35 protein-coding genes are annotated in these 15,037 nt (G+C 29.9%); 31 read left to right on the top strand and 4 right to left on the bottom strand.

The genetic code is table 11. The features are described from left to right. Positions 1–50 precede the first annotated feature (50 nt). On the top strand, positions 51–218 hold the full coding sequence (locus KDN24_RS15670) for a hypothetical protein (protein ID WP_409971725.1): 168 nt from the start codon (positions 51–53) through the stop codon (positions 216–218). A gap of 52 nt (positions 219–270) precedes the next feature. Here KDN24_RS15670 and KDN24_RS15665 read toward each other — a convergent pair whose 3' ends face one another. Further along, positions 271–435 (bottom strand): DUF8096 family protein, encoded by a 165-nt coding sequence (locus KDN24_RS15665; protein WP_409971726.1) that lies wholly within the window; start codon positions 433–435, stop codon positions 271–273. 134 nt (positions 436–569) lie between these two features. Here KDN24_RS15665 and KDN24_RS15660 point away from each other — a divergent pair, with 134 nt between their 5' ends. The 9 genes from KDN24_RS15660 to KDN24_RS15620 all read left to right on the top strand — a co-directional run bounded on the left by KDN24_RS15660 (position 570) and on the right by KDN24_RS15620 (position 3,535). Continuing rightward, complete coding sequence (locus KDN24_RS15660) at positions 570–767, top strand: hypothetical protein (RefSeq protein ID WP_409971727.1); 198 nt, start codon at positions 570–572, stop codon at positions 765–767. Positions 768–817: 50 nt separating this feature from the next. Then, on the top strand, positions 818–1,372 hold the full coding sequence (locus KDN24_RS15655) for a hypothetical protein (protein WP_409971728.1): 555 nt from the start codon (positions 818–820) through the stop codon (positions 1,370–1,372). A 327-nt stretch (positions 1,373–1,699) separates the two neighbouring features. Further along, positions 1,700–1,879: a hypothetical protein gene (locus KDN24_RS15650; RefSeq protein WP_409971729.1), complete on the top strand. Its 180-nt coding sequence runs from the start codon at positions 1,700–1,702 to the stop codon at positions 1,877–1,879. Positions 1,880–1,914: 35 nt separating this feature from the next. Next, entirely contained in the window at positions 1,915–2,229 is a 315-nt protein-coding gene (locus tag KDN24_RS15645; RefSeq protein ID WP_409971730.1) for a hypothetical protein, read from the top strand. A 29-nt stretch (positions 2,230–2,258) separates the two neighbouring features. Then, the gene (locus KDN24_RS15640; protein ID WP_409971731.1) at positions 2,259–2,489 is read left to right on the top strand and encodes a hypothetical protein; all 231 of its coding nucleotides are present in this window, start codon (positions 2,259–2,261) and stop codon (positions 2,487–2,489) included. Between the two features lie 31 nt (positions 2,490–2,520). Continuing rightward, positions 2,521–2,754 carry a hypothetical protein gene (locus KDN24_RS15635; protein WP_409971732.1) on the top strand — a complete coding sequence of 78 codons (234 nt, stop codon included), beginning with the start codon at positions 2,521–2,523 and terminating at the stop codon, positions 2,752–2,754. Between the two features lie 31 nt (positions 2,755–2,785). Then, complete coding sequence (locus tag KDN24_RS15630; protein WP_409971733.1) at positions 2,786–3,106, top strand: hypothetical protein; 321 nt, start codon at positions 2,786–2,788, stop codon at positions 3,104–3,106. Between the two features lie 24 nt (positions 3,107–3,130). Further along, positions 3,131–3,319, top strand: a complete 189-nt coding sequence (locus KDN24_RS15625) for a hypothetical protein (RefSeq protein WP_409971734.1) — start codon at positions 3,131–3,133, stop codon at positions 3,317–3,319. Positions 3,320–3,361: 42 nt separating this feature from the next. Beyond that, positions 3,362–3,535 (top strand): hypothetical protein, encoded by a 174-nt coding sequence (locus tag KDN24_RS15620; RefSeq protein WP_409971735.1) that lies wholly within the window; start codon positions 3,362–3,364, stop codon positions 3,533–3,535. 81 nt (positions 3,536–3,616) lie between these two features. Here the strand turns inward: KDN24_RS15620 and KDN24_RS15615 are convergent, their stop codons facing one another. Further along, positions 3,617–3,778, bottom strand: a complete 162-nt coding sequence (locus KDN24_RS15615; RefSeq protein ID WP_409971736.1) for a hypothetical protein — start codon at positions 3,776–3,778, stop codon at positions 3,617–3,619. A gap of 150 nt (positions 3,779–3,928) precedes the next feature. On the opposite strand from KDN24_RS15615, the gene KDN24_RS15610 reads away from it, so the two are divergent. The 19 genes from KDN24_RS15610 to KDN24_RS15520 all read left to right on the top strand — a co-directional run bounded on the left by KDN24_RS15610 (position 3,929) and on the right by KDN24_RS15520 (position 11,893). Further along, positions 3,929–4,534 carry a helix-turn-helix domain-containing protein gene (locus tag KDN24_RS15610; RefSeq protein WP_409971737.1) on the top strand — a complete coding sequence of 202 codons (606 nt, stop codon included), beginning with the start codon at positions 3,929–3,931 and terminating at the stop codon, positions 4,532–4,534. Between the two features lie 202 nt (positions 4,535–4,736). Next, complete coding sequence (locus tag KDN24_RS15605; RefSeq protein ID WP_409971738.1) at positions 4,737–5,903, top strand: AimR family lysis-lysogeny pheromone receptor; 1,167 nt, start codon at positions 4,737–4,739, stop codon at positions 5,901–5,903. 31 nt (positions 5,904–5,934) lie between these two features. Further along, positions 5,935–6,069: a hypothetical protein gene (locus KDN24_RS15600; RefSeq protein ID WP_409971739.1), complete on the top strand. Its 135-nt coding sequence runs from the start codon at positions 5,935–5,937 to the stop codon at positions 6,067–6,069. Positions 6,070–6,193: 124 nt separating this feature from the next. Beyond that, positions 6,194–6,379 (top strand): hypothetical protein, encoded by a 186-nt coding sequence (locus KDN24_RS15595; protein ID WP_409971740.1) that lies wholly within the window; start codon positions 6,194–6,196, stop codon positions 6,377–6,379. A 148-nt stretch (positions 6,380–6,527) separates the two neighbouring features. Beyond that, positions 6,528–6,683 carry a hypothetical protein gene (locus KDN24_RS15590; RefSeq protein ID WP_409971741.1) on the top strand — a complete coding sequence of 52 codons (156 nt, stop codon included), beginning with the start codon at positions 6,528–6,530 and terminating at the stop codon, positions 6,681–6,683. An 11-nt stretch (positions 6,684–6,694) separates the two neighbouring features. Beyond that, positions 6,695–6,844: a hypothetical protein gene (locus tag KDN24_RS15585; protein ID WP_409971742.1), complete on the top strand. Its 150-nt coding sequence runs from the start codon at positions 6,695–6,697 to the stop codon at positions 6,842–6,844. A gap of 131 nt (positions 6,845–6,975) precedes the next feature. Next, complete coding sequence (locus KDN24_RS15580; RefSeq protein WP_409971743.1) at positions 6,976–8,205, top strand: DNA polymerase IV; 1,230 nt, start codon at positions 6,976–6,978, stop codon at positions 8,203–8,205. A gap of 12 nt (positions 8,206–8,217) precedes the next feature. Next, complete coding sequence (locus tag KDN24_RS15575) at positions 8,218–8,562, top strand: YolD-like family protein (protein ID WP_409971744.1); 345 nt, start codon at positions 8,218–8,220, stop codon at positions 8,560–8,562. 49 nt (positions 8,563–8,611) lie between these two features. Then, a complete protein-coding gene (locus KDN24_RS15570) occupies positions 8,612–8,818 on the top strand; it encodes a hypothetical protein (protein WP_409971745.1) in 207 nt (68 codons plus the stop codon). A 28-nt stretch (positions 8,819–8,846) separates the two neighbouring features. Continuing rightward, entirely contained in the window at positions 8,847–9,008 is a 162-nt protein-coding gene (locus KDN24_RS15565; protein ID WP_409971746.1) for a hypothetical protein, read from the top strand. Next, on the top strand, positions 9,005–9,268 hold the full coding sequence (locus tag KDN24_RS15560; RefSeq protein WP_409971747.1) for a hypothetical protein: 264 nt from the start codon (positions 9,005–9,007) through the stop codon (positions 9,266–9,268). Before KDN24_RS15565 ends, KDN24_RS15560 begins: the two co-directional genes overlap by 4 nt. A gap of 34 nt (positions 9,269–9,302) precedes the next feature. Further along, a complete protein-coding gene (locus tag KDN24_RS15555) occupies positions 9,303–9,503 on the top strand; it encodes a hypothetical protein (protein WP_409971748.1) in 201 nt (66 codons plus the stop codon). A 103-nt stretch (positions 9,504–9,606) separates the two neighbouring features. Continuing rightward, a complete protein-coding gene (locus tag KDN24_RS15550; protein ID WP_491348069.1) occupies positions 9,607–10,095 on the top strand; it encodes a DUF3841 domain-containing protein in 489 nt (162 codons plus the stop codon). 28 nt (positions 10,096–10,123) lie between these two features. Next, a complete protein-coding gene (locus tag KDN24_RS15545; protein ID WP_409971750.1) occupies positions 10,124–10,246 on the top strand; it encodes a hypothetical protein in 123 nt (40 codons plus the stop codon). Positions 10,247–10,267: 21 nt separating this feature from the next. After that, a complete protein-coding gene (locus tag KDN24_RS15540; protein ID WP_409971751.1) occupies positions 10,268–10,657 on the top strand; it encodes a hypothetical protein in 390 nt (129 codons plus the stop codon). Between the two features lie 55 nt (positions 10,658–10,712). Then, entirely contained in the window at positions 10,713–10,922 is a 210-nt protein-coding gene (locus tag KDN24_RS15535) for a hypothetical protein (protein ID WP_409971752.1), read from the top strand. 48 nt (positions 10,923–10,970) lie between these two features. After that, the gene (locus KDN24_RS15530; RefSeq protein ID WP_409971753.1) at positions 10,971–11,258 is read left to right on the top strand and encodes a hypothetical protein; all 288 of its coding nucleotides are present in this window, start codon (positions 10,971–10,973) and stop codon (positions 11,256–11,258) included. A 31-nt stretch (positions 11,259–11,289) separates the two neighbouring features. Beyond that, entirely contained in the window at positions 11,290–11,487 is a 198-nt protein-coding gene (locus KDN24_RS15525; RefSeq protein ID WP_409971754.1) for a hypothetical protein, read from the top strand. A 235-nt stretch (positions 11,488–11,722) separates the two neighbouring features. Next, positions 11,723–11,893, top strand: coding sequence for a hypothetical protein (locus KDN24_RS15520; protein WP_409971755.1), 171 nt, complete (start codon positions 11,723–11,725; stop codon positions 11,891–11,893). A 183-nt stretch (positions 11,894–12,076) separates the two neighbouring features. On the opposite strand, the gene KDN24_RS15515 is transcribed toward KDN24_RS15520, so the two are convergent. Both KDN24_RS15515 and KDN24_RS15510 read right to left on the bottom strand, forming a co-directional pair. Next, a complete protein-coding gene (locus KDN24_RS15515) occupies positions 12,077–12,901 on the bottom strand; it encodes an ATP-dependent DNA ligase (RefSeq protein ID WP_409971756.1) in 825 nt (274 codons plus the stop codon). Positions 12,902–13,077: 176 nt separating this feature from the next. Next, positions 13,078–13,380 carry a hypothetical protein gene (locus KDN24_RS15510; RefSeq protein WP_409971757.1) on the bottom strand — a complete coding sequence of 101 codons (303 nt, stop codon included), beginning with the start codon at positions 13,378–13,380 and terminating at the stop codon, positions 13,078–13,080. Positions 13,381–13,772: 392 nt separating this feature from the next. Here KDN24_RS15510 and KDN24_RS15505 point away from each other — a divergent pair, with 392 nt between their 5' ends. Together KDN24_RS15505 and KDN24_RS15500 are read left to right on the top strand one after the other, a co-directional pair. Further along, on the top strand, positions 13,773–13,922 hold the full coding sequence (locus KDN24_RS15505; protein WP_409971758.1) for a hypothetical protein: 150 nt from the start codon (positions 13,773–13,775) through the stop codon (positions 13,920–13,922). A 1-nt stretch (position 13,923) separates the two neighbouring features. Then, a complete protein-coding gene (locus KDN24_RS15500; RefSeq protein ID WP_409971759.1) occupies positions 13,924–14,970 on the top strand; it encodes a tyrosine-type recombinase/integrase in 1,047 nt (348 codons plus the stop codon). Positions 14,971–15,037 lie beyond the last annotated feature (67 nt).

The following is a 15,037-nucleotide window of genomic DNA, read 5'->3' as shown; positions in this document are numbered from 1 at the left end:
ATACTTACAGTAAGATTATTAAGAGAAAGAATGTGTAGGGAAATTGTATAATGAAGAGTAATATCGAGGCAATGCAAAGTAAATTAAATGACATCATTAAATTTATCGCAATTAAAGAAAGTGAACTTGAGGAACTTATTAGAAAAAAAGAAGAACTTGAATTAAAAATCCAAATATTAAAAGATTTAAAGAAAAGGTATAATTTAAAGTCGCTTTAATTTTCAGTAGCCTGTTAAGAGATAGTTCCCTTTTACCAAGCTACTGAAACGATTAAATTCTTTTCTTTAAGCCACAATTACGACATTCCCGTATAAGCATTCTATTCTCAATTTTTGACTTAAAATGAGCTTTACCACAGTTGTCACATCGTCCAGAAACCTTGTCAGGGTATTCTAAAAAATCATAAATTTTTTCAAAATCATATTCTTTTTTCATGATGGATGAAAACCTCCGAGGTAGATATTCATACTAAGATATCATAGCAAACAATTAGGTGAATTGATATATAAGAATTGGAAGGATTAAGGTAAAATAGTAACTATAATAATGACAATTAAGAGGTGTTTATAATGAGTAATGTTAAAGTAAAAGTAAAAGAAATAACAGGGTATTATAATGGTAGATATGTCGGAATAGAAGGCGAAACAAATAAATTCTTAATGACATTAAATGATATAAACGATCTTATTGATATTAAGTATTCAACAAACAGTATAGATGAGAGAACTGCACTTATTATTTATAAAGATAATGGAATAGAGGAGTAAAAAAGAACTGAATGATAACAAAATAATCAATTTATTTGGAGGGTTGACCAATGACTGATAAAGATAAGGCTATCGAAATAATAACAGCTTTTTTGAAAGACGATTCTAAAAGGATATTATTGGTAAGAGGTTATGATAATGATGCTAAACTTAGAGTGGTTCTTGCATGTTTAAATAGAGAGTTTGATAAGGGAATTATTCGAACTAGTTCTATGTCCGATATATCATTTCATATTAATCGTGCTTTTAATAAGGAGCTTTTACCAAATTCGGTTAAATCAACTACTAATTATAGTTTAGGTAGTATGATTGTCAATATAAACAGCTATACTTCACACACAAGATCAAATCCTAGCGGAAATGAAAATACTTTCACTTTGTTTCACCCTGTTCAGTTGGCACTAGATAAACCTAATAAATATGAAAAATTCTTGAGTGACGTGAAAACTACTAAATCAAATAAAGTTATTCTGATAACAACAAATGAATGGAGTATAAAAAATTGGGATATTGAAAATCATGTGGATCAAGTATTCTTTTACAGTGTAGAAAACGACAATCCTGAAATCATGAGAAATTTAAGAAATAATGGAGCAATAATATAAGCAATCAGTTTCGCAACAGACTGATTATGCCTAGTTTGGAGGTCTAAAAAATGAAATGCCCCAAGTGTAAAACAGGCAATTTAATGTTGTACAAAGAATACGATTTGGTAAACCAATTCAAAATCACTAAGGATGGGAAGATACACAAACATCCCACAAGTACACAGAAATTCGATACAGAAAAAGATTACTTAGAATGTAAAAATGCTGAATGTTTTCAAAGTTTTAACTACGAGATAGATTCTGAAGGCAAGCTTATAAAAGATTCATTGATTGAGTGTTGAATACCAATCAGATAGTGGATTGAATAATAAAGGAGTGCTTTAAATGGAAGTGAATATTGATGGGAAAGAGATAACTTACATTGGTGGAGACATATTGTATAGAGATGGAGTGAAATTATACATCTGCACCGAGAATGGTAAAGTAAATATAGAAACAAATGAAGAAACTCTAAATATGTTGGAACATGCAATAACAGAAGCTAGAAAAATATTGAAAAAATGATAAAAGAAATCATTTAATAGAAAGTGAGTGTAATAATGCATATATTAGAAGATGAATTATTCAAACATTATCCTAGAGTTGCACCTACAGCAGAAACTCATGGCTTTCAATATGAAGATGTTGAGATCCTTTTGAGGAAAATAGAAAGTGATTTAGAGGCATCAAGTTACTTCAATTCAGGAGATTCAAGACAAGTTGCATTAAAAGCAATTATCACTCGAATAGGGTTAAAGAGAGAAGATTTCTTTGAGTATTTAACGAAAGTGAAAACCCATGAGTTACCAGATGATATTCTTCAGCAAGATTGTGGTAGATATAATTTAAAAGCCTACAAAGCAATTTTGAAATAAAAGGATTGATTTATAAGGAGTTGGTATATATGGATAACAAACAAGCAGCTTGGAATGAGATGAGTAAGAAAAAGTTTGAGTTAGATGATAAACTAAGTGAGCTAGAACAAGCTAAAGACAATTACAAAGATGAGCTAATAAATGATGCTATCAACGATATGATGAAGATATTGAGTGAAGAAGGTACTTTAACAGAAAGTGATTTTAAATTGTTTTTAGGAAACTTAGCAAGAGATTTAAAGAGCTTATATGTGAGATAAAATTTTAGATTCAGTGTGAGAGGAGAACAGTATGGATAAACAATACTTAAAATCAGCAGAAGCCATAAAATTATTAAATCAAGGAAAAGTTATTTATTATGATACAACTGACGGCTATACCTCAATGAAAAAGAAAAGTGGCGGTAAATATGAAATAAAGGTATTTACTGATGGAGTAAATGAGGCGAAAGTATTTAATGGAAATATGCAAAATGTCCTAATTACTATAAATAAGAGATTTAAAGATAAATGCTACTTAAGATAAATGTTTAATTTTATAATAGGAGGATATTGATATGGCTGATGAAGTATTATTGGAATTTCTACTTGAGGAATTTGATAAATTCGGAGTAGCGTACATATCACTGAGTACTATTAATAATAAAGATGAGCTTATTAATGAATTAAGCTCAAAAAGAGAAAATTTAATTAGTATAACTGATGAAAGTAATATTGCTTTATATAATCTTTCAATAATTGAAATTGACGAGTACCGAACAAAATTAGCGGATTTTAAAATACCTATTATTCAGCTTATAGGTGTAATTCGTGATATTAAGAGTATGTCTGAAAAACTAAAAAGAAGTGAAGATCAGATAATAAAGACATTGTTTTAAAAAATTACTTTTATGAGGAAAGGAGTGAGTGTCATATTAATATTCGTAGTTGAAAGTATTAGTGGCGGTCTGGAAAGAAATATCGAATATGTTGGGACAGATGAAAACATTGTAAAATCTTTTACGCCTAGTCAATTTGATAATCAGGATATAGAGATTTCCGTTTGGGAAAAAGGCGTAAAGATTGACAGAAGTCTCATTGAAGCAGAATAAAATATTTGTTTTAATGAAAATAAGAAAAAGGAGATATGGATAATGAAAACAATTATTTTTAAGTATCAACGTGATTTTAGTGGTCACGATGTTGTAGTAGAAGAAGTAGAATTTGATGATGATGCAACAGAACAAGAGATTAATGATGAATTTGCAAATTGGATGATTGAACAGATTTGCGATAGCTGCTCTTGGTGCGAGAAAGAAGATAGTTAGAAGTAAATATAAAAGAGATATTTTATAAGATAGAGCCTGCTAATAGCTGCAACTAGAAGCAGGTCAGAAACTATTTAACTTTTAAGCTATATTTTCATACCAACCAGCTTCAAGGATATCTAGCACGTCTAATTCTGATTGTGAACCATCAGGGAATTCGAATGATAGGGTTCCTCTAACTGGAAGATTTTTGTCGAACTCCTCTCCAAATACAACAATTTTAATTTCGCCAATCTTAGCCATTTGCCAACACCTCCTGTGTGTATTAAAATAGTGATAGTGGTACAAGTTGTCATTTCTTATCTATAGTATTACACAGAGTAAATGTTTATGTCTAGATTGTTCGGTATATTATTTTGCACAGTATTACTATGTATATTGTGGGGTGTGTATATGAAAATTTTAGCTGAAAGATTAAAATGGCTAAGAGAAAAAAATAGGTTTGGTCAAAAAGAGGTAGCTGCAAACATTGGTATTACTTTGAGTGGGTATCAAAAAATTGAATATAATGAGACAAATCCCAAAATTGATACGTTAATCGAGCTAGCAAGATTTTTTAAGGTTAGTTCAGATTTCTTATTAGGGATAAGTGATTATACTGAAGATCTACAGTATTTAAGTGAAGAATTATATGAACTTAGGAAAATAAGAGATATTAGAACTCATGATTTTTTGAGTGTCATGTTCAATGATAAAATTGATGAAGAGTTTAAAAGTGATTTATCTGAGAACATAAGGGGTGTAGAAATAGATTTTAATCAAAAGTATCTAAAATTTCTCTTAGAGTTTTCTGAAGTGCCAATTTCAAACTTTCATAATAATTATTGGATTTATGCTTTTTCTCCTTTTAAAATTCAAAAGCAAGAAGTTTTCGGTGGCGAAAGTATAGAAGTTGCAATAAGAGGGAGAGAAGGTCTTGAATGTGTTATTGGATTCTATGATAATGTAGAAGAAGCAAATGAAAAAATACGTTATTTTGAAGATCTATTAAAACAGTGATTATATCGGAAATATTTTCCGATTCCCTCTTTACATAAAGTAATTAAACTTATATAATATAGGAAGAGGTGTAAATAGTAGGGCTGAAATAGGATAATAAATAAAATAATTAAATTAAACAAATATATTGACAATGATAATGGGTCTATTGTACTATTGATATTAACATAAGATTTACATAAATGGAAAAAGGGTGAGTAAAATGGGAACTGAGCTAACTTTGAAGCAAATGCTATTAAATGAAATTGATAAACAACCAAGAGGATATGCAGAAGAGTTAGCCTGTGTCGCTGGGTATTCATCAGGTAGTAATTTTACTAGAGTATTAGAAAAGGAAAAGAAAGAATTTGATAAGTTTCAAGGATTACTTAATGTAGTTACATATATTTGGAGCAATGAAGCACCAAATAAAATGAATGGATACGCTAAGCAAATTGACCCAAATAAGAAAACAGCTAGAAACATGCTAGAGTATTTATCATCTAATCGGCAGATGGACGGTTTTAAATATTTATTAGACAGTATGGATGAGTGTTCAAACAAGGAAAGTAAAGAGTGGTCTAAAGTTTACAGGTTACAATATGAGCATCAAGTTAATTTTCCTAATATAAATTACGATGAGTTGTTAAAGAGAGCTAGAATGATTAGAACAAATGTAATAGAATTAAATGTATTTTTAAATCTATTCAAGATTTATTGCTATCAACAAAAGAGCGCACATAATGTAATTATGATGATTGCGGAAGAAGTCGAAGCAGATTTAGATTTAATTGAAAATGGATACATCAAACAAAGGTATGAGTGTCGTTTTAGTGAGGTAATGTCACATGTATCACTAAGAGTATATGATAAACAGGAGACATCTAGAATCCATGCCGACAAGGTTTTAAACTCTGAGAATACTGGGAAAATGTTTAAAGCATTTGCTTATTTTATAAAAGGTTATTCTTATCTATTTTCTTCGTATGATGAACTTTTGTTTAATTTAAATAAATGTCTATCTATTTATGATGAAATGGGAAAATCCTCAATAGTAGAAGACATCATGGAAAAAATTGAGTTGGCTGCTGTATATTGGGAAAAGGAAAAGAACAATTGCAAATATATAAAAAATTATTTATTAATGAATGCCCTTGAAGGTAGAGATATTGATTCACTTTTAGAAATGCATAAAAATGAAATAGAAAAGCCTTTTTATTATTACCTTAAAGGAGTTAGCAAAAAGGATAATGATTTCTTGTTGAAATCTATTGTTAATTATTTAAAGATAGGGGATGCATTTTTAGCAAACTTTGCAAAAATTGAATTACTTAAAAATGGATATGATCAATCATTATTAGAAGATTTAATGTCAATTAGGGCAATTTAAAAGGAGGGATTTGAAAGGAGGTGAGAAATTTATGAAGAAGACTTTAAAGGTTATAGCAGTAGTAGTATTTGTATTAGGACTAGGTTTAGGAGTTGCTACAATTAAAGATGTTGTAAATGTTCCAACAAGTGAAAAGAATTTAGCTGATCCTCCAATGGGTGGCTAAGACAATCAAAAATAATTAAATTAAAAGAGTGGCGTTACCTGTTTATCGGGTAACGCCATTAGTATTTTATTAAAACTAATCCAAAAATATAAAAATAAAAAATTGGAACGAAAGGGAGATAAAAATGAAAAAATACTCATTAAGAGTTCTTCAAGCAGCGTATTTACCAATAACACTGAGAGAACAAGTAAGTGAACAAAATGAAAAATGTGTATTATGTTGGAAATCTAATTGTGAATGCAATACAAATATAAATGTTGAAACTGATTATTTCCTTAATCTTACTGAAGAAGAGTTACAATATGTCTAATAGATGTAGACGGTGTTAGAATTAGTCTAATACTGTCTACATCTATTTTTAAATTATTTAAATTAATACTAGACAAAAATACCTAAAGTGCTATAATTTAGATATATAGTTTAATTGTTTTATAACTTAAGTCTAGGGAGGGTGACTCATGAAAAATAATATAGTGTCACTAAAAAGATTTCAAATTGAAAAGCAATATAAAGAGTTCTACGGTAACACTGAAAACTACAATCGTGCTTTAGGTATGGTGGGAAGTGCTCCAAAAAGTGTGTATGAGATTAAAAATAAATTAAAGTCATCATAGGAGGTGAAAAAATGAAAGAGTTTGAAATTAAAGGGAGGATTAATACATATGATGATTTAACACATAAGGAATTTTTAACTATCCTTTTTGATTGTTTGAAGAAGCGAGGTTTGCATTTTATTGGAGAAACTAAAATAATAAACCCAAATGAAAATAATTAATTTAATACATAATTGAAATGCCGTAAGATTTACCCAATAATTGGAACGAAAAACATTTTTATTATATTGAATAAAGAACTAACGTTCGTATATAATAATAAGGAACAAACGTTCCGTAAAGGGTGGATAAGATGAAAGAGAAAGTTATCTTCTTAGTAGACATGCAATCCTTCTATGCATCCGTTGAAAAAGTAAAAAATGATGAATACAAAGATAAACCTCTAGTAGTAGCTGGAGATCCTGAACGTAGGAGTGGAATCATATTAGCTGCTTGTCCAATCGCTAAAAAGTTTGACGTAAAGACTGCTGAAACACTGTGGCAAGCATTGAATAAATGTCCCGATCTAGTGATTGTAAAGCCTGCTATGCAGGACTATATAAATGTATCAATTGCAATTAGTCAAATAATGGAGCAATTTACAGATGTAATTGAGCCATTTTCGATCGATGAACAGTTTATGGATGTAACAGGCAGTCAGAAGTTATTTGGTAATGAGTATGAAATAGCTAAGAAAGTACAACAAAAAATTATGACTGACACAGGAATATATTCTCGTGTCGGTATAGGTAAGAATAAGATCCTTGCTAAACTAGCTTGTGATAACTTTGCTAAGAAAAATGAGAATGGGATATTTAAGTTAGATGATTCAAGCATGGATCGATTATGGAAATTACCTATTGGTAAAATGTTTGGAGTAGGGAGAAAAATGGAGAGGCATTTACAAGGTATGGGGATTTTTTCAATAGGGCAATTAGCTCGAACACCTATACAAACTCTTAGAAAACGTTGGGGGATAAATGGTGAGGTACTTTGGCAAACAGCAAATGGTATTGACTATTCACCTGTTAAGCCAGCTACACATAACAGACAAAAAGCTGTCGGTCATCATATGACGCTTCCTAGAGACTATAAAAAATTAGATGAGATCAAGACAGTCCTTTTAGAATTGAGTACTGAGGTAGCGAGAAGATGTAGGTTAAAGGGATATATGGGAACGACAATCACTTGTGGAATACGTGGAGTTGACTTTGATAATCCTACTGGATTTCACAGACAAACAACATTACCGATTCCTACAAATTATGACATGGATATTTTTAATGCAGCGTTTAAATTGTTACTCGAATTTTGGGACAGAGAACCAATACGAAGCTTGGGAGTATCAATAACAAACTTGCAAACATCGGATAATTATCAAATTGATCTGTTTGACAATTATTTAAACAGGGAAAACCTTAATACAGCTTTGGACGCCATTTGGGATAAATATGGACGCACAGCAATATATAGAGCTTCTTCTTTAACAAAGGCAGGGCAAGCTTCAGAGAGAGCAAGGAAAATAGGCGGTCATTACAAATAGAGGTGATTTAGGATGGCGGTAAATAAATTAAGTAAAGGGCATAACCTAAGATGGGAGTCATCAAGAATGATGTTACCAGAGCATGTGGAGCAATTTATACAATATAGAAGAGATAACGGAAAAATTACAAAGCCTATATTAGATGAACAAAAAATTGAGGAGATCAATGATGTCTTAAGAATTGCTATTGAGGATTACACGCCTGTTTATTTGGATGTCTTTCACGAGGGGAGCATAAAAACTTTCAAGTGTTATATAAATAAGATAGATCAAATGTTGAGAGAGCTGAATGTCACAGTTGAGGATAGCATTGAAAAAGTGAAAATAGAAAATGTGATTGATATTAGGATTGTTTAGACAGTCCTATAGTTTTTAATATAATTAAATGAATAAATGGAGGATTTTAATGAGTAAAATTAGCGAATCATTAAGCAGTTTATCCAGCTATAACTTTACAATGTCAGTGGATGAAATATTTAATAATTTTACGATAAGAGAGATTAAGGAATATGTAATAGAACTACAAAATGGCAACAAGCTAAAAGAAGGGGAAATAAAAAGATTAATTACTGAAAATGTAAAGCTAGAAGTTAAACTAGAATCATCAAGATAAAAGATTAGTTTTATAAGGAGGGGCAAACATGAGAGCAGTCACGATTAGATTGAATCATAAAGGCAAAATCTCATTAGAAGCTAATGATTTTGCAAATGATTTACAAGAGTTATTTTATGTATTGGCTACATCAACAAGACAAATTGCACAAATTATAGAGGATGGAAAGGAAAAAGAGAGTGATAAATGATGAATGAAGTAATTAGATATGTAGTCAAAATGAATAATGGAGACTATATGATTCAAGACTTAGATGATTTGGTTTCAATGCGAGTACATATTCATACTAGAGACAATCCTATAGATGCTGACTTATTTAGAACAAGAGAGAATGCTCAAAGGTGTATTGATGAAACAATATCAGGAAATACCAATTTATTAGTTTTATTTGATGAAGAAAATCCACCAAAAGAGGTCAAGGAATTGAAAATTAATTTTGAAATATCATAAAACATTTATTTCATAAGGATAAGGAGGAATTAAAATGATAAATGTCTATATTGAAGAATCAGGAGTTAATTTTTCTAAAAATGTTGGTAGAATGACCCCATTACAGATTGAAGACTTTCTAAGGCTGATTAAGGACAGAAGGGTAATGTATAGTAATGAAAAGTATGTCTATATAGATTCATACTATGATGGTATGTTAGGTGGATTTTATATCATTGTAGATATTCAAGACTAAATAAATTGATTCTTTTATATAGTTTAATGATAAAATATGTTAAAAAACAGGGAGTAAAACAATGCGAGTATATACTGTTCAGCGAATTGAAGCATACCGAGAAATGCGTGAAAAAGGTTACCTAATAGGAAAAGAAAAGTATGCATGGGATTACTTTGAAAAACCATATAAATGGATGGTATCCAAAATGAAAACTAGAATTCCAAATTTCAAAGGAGAGAACTATCCAATTTGGGTATGGAAAAGGAGACCAAATAGAAATGAAAAAGCTTTGTTTAAAAGAGGAACTCGTGGTGTAATTTTAACTTTAGAAATTCCTGATGATCAAATTTTATTTTCAGATTTCGATTCATGGCATAGCGTACTTAACAATTCCCCTGTTTGTGATAATGAAGAAGATTGGGAAAAGTATTTAAAGGATGAATATAATTATCCTGTTGAGGAAACTTGGGAAAAAATATTCGACTTCGAATATTTAAGAAATGGTGATAAAGATTGGCGTGGAGAATTTAATGAGGAATGGATACAAGGGGTAACACCTAGAATTTCGATGGAACAAGTTAAGAAGGTTAATAGATTCATAGCAAAATAAATTTTCTAGAAAAAAAGGTGGACTGTATTTGAAATTTACAAAACTTCTTAATTTTATCGAAGAAAATAAGGGTAAATATTATAAGGAAATTCTCGAAGTAGAAAGAAAACAACTAGAGGAAATCAAAAGAAAAAAACCTGATAAAGAGTAGATTTTAAGGAGAGTCGAAAAAATGAATAAAACTAATCGAATTAACCCATTAGGGCGTATATCAGACATATTAAGTTCTAGTGGTTATGGAGAAAATCTTAGACTTGGACACGTTACATACAATGAGAATGTAAATAGTTCTTATGATTATCAGATAATTAGATCACTAGAACATGATGGAACACTTTTATTTACTCAAAATTTAATAGATGAAGTTTTATTTCCTATTATTAAAAAGCAATCTTATAGTAAAAACACAATAACCGAAGCTCAATTAAAGACTGTAACTGATATTAATTATACAATTGGAGACATAATCTTAGAATCAGAATATGGAGTTAAAGTAAAGCACTTTAACGGAATGAGGGACACTGCAACTTTACCAGTGAGAGTCGAGTACGTTTTTAGTTAAACTAATTATAAGAACGATTTTAACATGAATATTGAAGTTAGAAAGGTTGAAAATAATGAATTTGGATGATGTAAAGCATTGGGCTGTAGTTAGTCATCAAGGTGTATTTCCTAGTGTTTGTCTGTCTAAGGTCGAATTTGACTGGCTTGTAGAGCAAGCTGAAAAGCTTGAAAAACTAGATAGATTACAAGAGAAAACGGCTAACAATTTAAGGAAATGTAGAAATAGACTGAAGGAAATTAAAGAGCTAGTAAATAGGAATTAAAATAATGCTTTTAAATAGAAATTAAATTATAAAACAAGGAGAGTAGAAATGAGTAAATTAGATGAAGTAAAAGAGGAATTGAAAGAACTGAATACATTTGAGTATTTATGTGGAGGTCAATGTATAATTTCCTTAGATAGTTATGATTGGCTTATCGAACAGGCAGAGAAAAATTACACTTATGAAAAAGCATTAGAAGAGATTACAAGGCAATATGACTTTACAAATGTTAATCGTGCAAAAGAAATTGCGAATGAAGCACTAGGAGAACTAACTGACGAACGAAGAAGAGAGATTCAGGGTTACAGGAAGCTAATAAACGACTCATTTATTTAGTAGTTAAATACATATAAAAGGAGTGAATACTTTGAAAATCATTTGCGATTGTGGTAATGAAATGGAATTCAACAATATTGACGAAGATACTGGTGAAGAAAATGAAAATACAGAAGGTGAAGGACAATATGTAAGAATAGATCATTCGAAATTTTCTTTTTGGGAGCAGCATGATGTAGTTGGAATAGTTTGTGAAAAGTGTAATAAAGCAATTTGGCTATTTACATAAATAATAAATCATTATAAAAATTGAATTTCGTTAAAAGGAGAAATAAATTGATATTAATTATGTTTTTGATAATGGCAATATTCCTTTGGTTATTTGAATTTGATCAGATAGTAGCTCATGGATTGTCTGAAATTTTAAATAAGCCTATTTCAACGATAGTATACTGGTACATATTCTTAGGAATTGGTGCTACTTGTCAAATTATACATACAATAAATAATTATGAGGTGGTCAAATGATTCACTTGTATTCACTATTAATTGGTTTACTGACAGTGGGACTGTTTGTTGGTGTGATTTTAGTGTGGGAGAAAAAGCCTGAAATAATTGCTTATTCAATTTTAATTATATTTGTACTGGCTGTTGTCTATTTGACTGGTCAAGGTGTTATAGAAATGCTTAGTTAAAATGTTCATTTTATAAAAGGGGACAGGTGAGATGAAATTTAAAACATTAATATTTATATTCATTATTTGGTTAGTTGCTGTAGTCTGTTCAATAAATACTCTTATGAGAATTTTTGTTTAATAATGATAGATAGGAATCAGACGGATTTGATGTAGTTCAAATAATTTATGTAGGCGTGGAGCTTATGAAACCCACTCCACAAAGCTTGGTATACGAAGTAAACCCTGACTTGTCAAATTTCGATATTTAACACTCATCTTCAATTTAGGATTGAGATATTTAAATTTATCATTTTCTTTAATAATTAAATTACTGTGAACTTTATAAAACTCTTTTCGATTAGATGGTGGCATAAATTCAAGTAATCCTGCATAAGAGCCATCTTCAAAGTTTAGCAATAGCCCAAATTCATCCTTACGAAGTCCACAGACATAGACATTTGCATATTTATAATTAATCACTTTCAGCCAGTTTTTTGAGCGTTTATCAATTTGATAAATTGAGCTTGCTCTCTTGAGGACAATTCCTTCTAGGTCTAGTTGTTTTACTAAATCAAAATATGACTCTCCTTTACCGAGTGTCCATTTTGTCTTAGTAAGTAAGCTTGAATCTACAGGAATAGCTTGGGAGAGTATTTCTTTTCTATCCAGTAAAGGCATGTAAGTTACTCTTTTGTTTTCACTATAAAGAATGTCAAAGACACAAAATGTAATTTTATGTTGAGACTTCTTAGATTTTAACCTCTCAATAACAGCCTCAAAATCAGGCTTACCCTCATTATTTGATACAATTATTTCTCCATCTAAAACAGTTCCATCAGATACTTCTAGATTAATTAACTCAGGAAACATTGATGTGATTTCATTATTATGGCGAGTATAGATTTTTACTTTATTATTAAATTTCGTCCATAAGCAACGAAAACCGTCTAATTTTAATTCCGAGATCCAGTCGTTATTGTCAAATGGCACATTTGATTTGTGTAATAACATAGGGGATATGAACATAAAAACACCTCACAGCAATTTTAACATTTATTTGGAAGTTAGTCTGCTGGATTAGCGGTGGTAAATATTAGTATAAATATTAATGGCTCTGTTAAATTTTTAATGTTGATTTTCCAAAATAAATTTAGGGAAATTCCTATTTTTTAGGACTTCCCCTTTTTGTATCCACGTTACTGTTATTTCATTACGAAACTAAGAATAGGAGGTAATAATAGTAGTAAAATTACACCAAATTTAAGCGATTGTGATACTTTCTTCGGAAGTTTTTCCCGTCCTTTTCCTTTATACCATCCACTAAACTGCAATTTATTTCTATATAGAACAAAAAGAAAAATGAGAATTGCTATAAAACCTATCCAACCGTAATTATTCGTATCAGTACCAAACGCTAAATATACATGTTTAAGTAAGTAGCTGGAAATGCCACCAACAATACCAAATATCACGATAGTTCTTATTAACTCTAATAATACTCTCAAAAGCCACCTCCGTATAGTCGTCCTTAAATTAAGTTTAACATATGTCTTAATTATTGGTAGGTCTTTTCGCAATGCTAAACGCTTTGCTTATTATCTCTCATTCACGAATATACGTTCTTATGGTGATTATACTATGGATTTAGGATAGTATTAAATATCAACATTCATCTTTAACAGAGCCATTTTTATAAAACATCTGTTTTATATACTTCAAAAAATAATTATATTCTTTATTAAGAGGAAATATAGGACATTCAATCCAGTTTTTACTTTACAAAAAATTGGATTGAATGTATACTTTAGTTATAAAAGTAATTAACTTAAACTAAATATATAAAAATAAAAATTTGATTATAATGAATTTAAATAAAATTATCAGGGGATGAAGTGCTATGATGATGAAACCTAATGAACTGTTCCAATTTATAGATAGAAACTCAAAGAGATGGAGTGCGGAGCAAATAAAGAGATTTTTAAAAGAAGTCGAAAGAATTCAAAGAAATTTGGAAAGTAAGTTAAAGAGAATAGAGGGAGCTGCTTAAAATGTTATCTGAAAAAGTAATTAAGTTAAATAACACTGAAGTTTATGAGCAGATAAAGAAATTTATTGATAATCATAGTTATAACAGTTTAGGTACAGCGAAAGCTTATTTAGCAGACATTAAGTTATTTTTTAGTATTATTAAAAATAAAGAAATTAAATACTTATCACATAATGATATTCAGTTAACTTTAGATGATTTCGAAGATTTTATTAATTACCTTTATAACTTAAAAAGCAAAAATCAAAAAAGGGAGTATACCAATAAAACAATTAATCGGAAAGTTACAGCGGTTAAAGGACTAGTTGAATACTTGGCTGCTAAAAAACTTATCAGTGATATATCATATTTACCTTTAATTAGATTTCTTCCAGAAGTAAAAAATCATTACGGTGCACTTGAGGCTCACGAGGTGTTTGAAATGGCAAGGCTTGCTTCAAATGAGAGAAATGATGGAGATATTAAAAGCCTAGCTATACTATTTTCACTCGATACTTGTATTAGAAAAGAAGCACTACTAAGTTTAAAATGGGCAAACTTTATAGAAAAAGAAGATGTTGTAGTCGTACAAGGTATTGATAAAGGTAATAAGCATTTTAGAGAAAGTATATCGTTAGAATTTTTCGAGGAATTAAAAAGAATTAAAACAAACAAATCTGAATATGTTTTTAATATTAGTTCAAAATCAATTGATCGTATGTTTGCAAGACTTAGGGACGATAAGATGAAAATACCCAAAGAAAGAAATATCGTATTTCATTCAATCAAAAAAGCTGGTGTGAATTTTAGATATAGAATGACTGGTGATATTCTTGAGGCACAAAGAGCAGCAAAGCATTCTAGGCTCGACACAACTAGGATATATTTGGAAGCTGAAGATTATGGTGCTATGGGAGCTGTTTCAACAAAAGGTAATTTAGACATGGGATTATACAAAAAAGTAGATAAGGATATTTTAATTGAAGCTATTGGAATGTGCAAAAAAGACTTTCAAACAATTTTAAACTTGAAGATTAAAGAAATTTTAAAAGAAATTAAATCACAGTAGTTTACAATTTATGGTCAGTCATATAGAATTAACTTATTAGAAAGTGTACTTAGAAAGAGGTGTTACA

Source organism: Cytobacillus sp. Bva_UNVM-123 (genome assembly GCF_046351715.2).
GTDB lineage: Bacteria > Bacillota > Bacilli > Bacillales > Cytobacillaceae > Cytobacillus.
The sequence above is the reverse complement of the archived record's forward strand: the minus strand, read 5'-3'. Positions and strand labels throughout refer to the sequence as shown.

Excerpts from the sequence above, each read along its gene's own strand:
- KDN24_RS15670 (WP_409971725.1), top strand. The coding sequence starts at position 51 with ATGAAGAGTAATATCGAGGCAATGCAAAGTAAATTAAATGACATCATT.
- KDN24_RS15665 (WP_409971726.1), bottom strand. The coding sequence starts at position 435 with ATGAAAAAAGAATATGATTTTGAAAAAATTTATGATTTTTTAGAATAC.
- KDN24_RS15660 (WP_409971727.1), top strand. The coding sequence starts at position 570 with ATGAGTAATGTTAAAGTAAAAGTAAAAGAAATAACAGGGTATTATAAT.
- KDN24_RS15655 (WP_409971728.1), top strand. The coding sequence starts at position 818 with ATGACTGATAAAGATAAGGCTATCGAAATAATAACAGCTTTTTTGAAA.
- KDN24_RS15650 (WP_409971729.1), top strand. The coding sequence starts at position 1,700 with ATGGAAGTGAATATTGATGGGAAAGAGATAACTTACATTGGTGGAGAC.
- KDN24_RS15645 (WP_409971730.1), top strand. The coding sequence starts at position 1,915 with ATGCATATATTAGAAGATGAATTATTCAAACATTATCCTAGAGTTGCA.
- KDN24_RS15640 (WP_409971731.1), top strand. The coding sequence starts at position 2,259 with ATGGATAACAAACAAGCAGCTTGGAATGAGATGAGTAAGAAAAAGTTT.
- KDN24_RS15635 (WP_409971732.1), top strand. The coding sequence starts at position 2,521 with ATGGATAAACAATACTTAAAATCAGCAGAAGCCATAAAATTATTAAAT.
- KDN24_RS15630 (WP_409971733.1), top strand. The coding sequence starts at position 2,786 with ATGGCTGATGAAGTATTATTGGAATTTCTACTTGAGGAATTTGATAAA.
- KDN24_RS15620 (WP_409971735.1), top strand. The coding sequence starts at position 3,362 with ATGAAAACAATTATTTTTAAGTATCAACGTGATTTTAGTGGTCACGAT.
- KDN24_RS15615 (WP_409971736.1), bottom strand. The coding sequence starts at position 3,778 with ATGGCTAAGATTGGCGAAATTAAAATTGTTGTATTTGGAGAGGAGTTC.
- KDN24_RS15610 (WP_409971737.1), top strand. The coding sequence starts at position 3,929 with ATGAAAATTTTAGCTGAAAGATTAAAATGGCTAAGAGAAAAAAATAGG.
- KDN24_RS15605 (WP_409971738.1), top strand. The coding sequence starts at position 4,737 with ATGGGAACTGAGCTAACTTTGAAGCAAATGCTATTAAATGAAATTGAT.
- KDN24_RS15600 (WP_409971739.1), top strand. The coding sequence starts at position 5,935 with ATGAAGAAGACTTTAAAGGTTATAGCAGTAGTAGTATTTGTATTAGGA.
- KDN24_RS15595 (WP_409971740.1), top strand. The coding sequence starts at position 6,194 with ATGAAAAAATACTCATTAAGAGTTCTTCAAGCAGCGTATTTACCAATA.
- KDN24_RS15590 (WP_409971741.1), top strand. The coding sequence starts at position 6,528 with ATGAAAAATAATATAGTGTCACTAAAAAGATTTCAAATTGAAAAGCAA.
- KDN24_RS15585 (WP_409971742.1), top strand. The coding sequence starts at position 6,695 with ATGAAAGAGTTTGAAATTAAAGGGAGGATTAATACATATGATGATTTA.
- KDN24_RS15580 (WP_409971743.1), top strand. The coding sequence starts at position 6,976 with ATGAAAGAGAAAGTTATCTTCTTAGTAGACATGCAATCCTTCTATGCA.
- KDN24_RS15575 (WP_409971744.1), top strand. The coding sequence starts at position 8,218 with ATGGCGGTAAATAAATTAAGTAAAGGGCATAACCTAAGATGGGAGTCA.
- KDN24_RS15570 (WP_409971745.1), top strand. The coding sequence starts at position 8,612 with ATGAGTAAAATTAGCGAATCATTAAGCAGTTTATCCAGCTATAACTTT.
- KDN24_RS15565 (WP_409971746.1), top strand. The coding sequence starts at position 8,847 with ATGAGAGCAGTCACGATTAGATTGAATCATAAAGGCAAAATCTCATTA.
- KDN24_RS15560 (WP_409971747.1), top strand. The coding sequence starts at position 9,005 with ATGATGAATGAAGTAATTAGATATGTAGTCAAAATGAATAATGGAGAC.
- KDN24_RS15555 (WP_409971748.1), top strand. The coding sequence starts at position 9,303 with ATGATAAATGTCTATATTGAAGAATCAGGAGTTAATTTTTCTAAAAAT.
- KDN24_RS15550 (WP_491348069.1), top strand. The coding sequence starts at position 9,607 with ATGCGTGAAAAAGGTTACCTAATAGGAAAAGAAAAGTATGCATGGGAT.
- KDN24_RS15540 (WP_409971751.1), top strand. The coding sequence starts at position 10,268 with ATGAATAAAACTAATCGAATTAACCCATTAGGGCGTATATCAGACATA.
- KDN24_RS15535 (WP_409971752.1), top strand. The coding sequence starts at position 10,713 with ATGAATTTGGATGATGTAAAGCATTGGGCTGTAGTTAGTCATCAAGGT.
- KDN24_RS15530 (WP_409971753.1), top strand. The coding sequence starts at position 10,971 with ATGAGTAAATTAGATGAAGTAAAAGAGGAATTGAAAGAACTGAATACA.
- KDN24_RS15520 (WP_409971755.1), top strand. The coding sequence starts at position 11,723 with ATGATTCACTTGTATTCACTATTAATTGGTTTACTGACAGTGGGACTG.
- KDN24_RS15515 (WP_409971756.1), bottom strand. The coding sequence starts at position 12,901 with ATGTTCATATCCCCTATGTTATTACACAAATCAAATGTGCCATTTGAC.
- KDN24_RS15505 (WP_409971758.1), top strand. The coding sequence starts at position 13,773 with ATGATGATGAAACCTAATGAACTGTTCCAATTTATAGATAGAAACTCA.
- KDN24_RS15500 (WP_409971759.1), top strand. The coding sequence starts at position 13,924 with ATGTTATCTGAAAAAGTAATTAAGTTAAATAACACTGAAGTTTATGAG.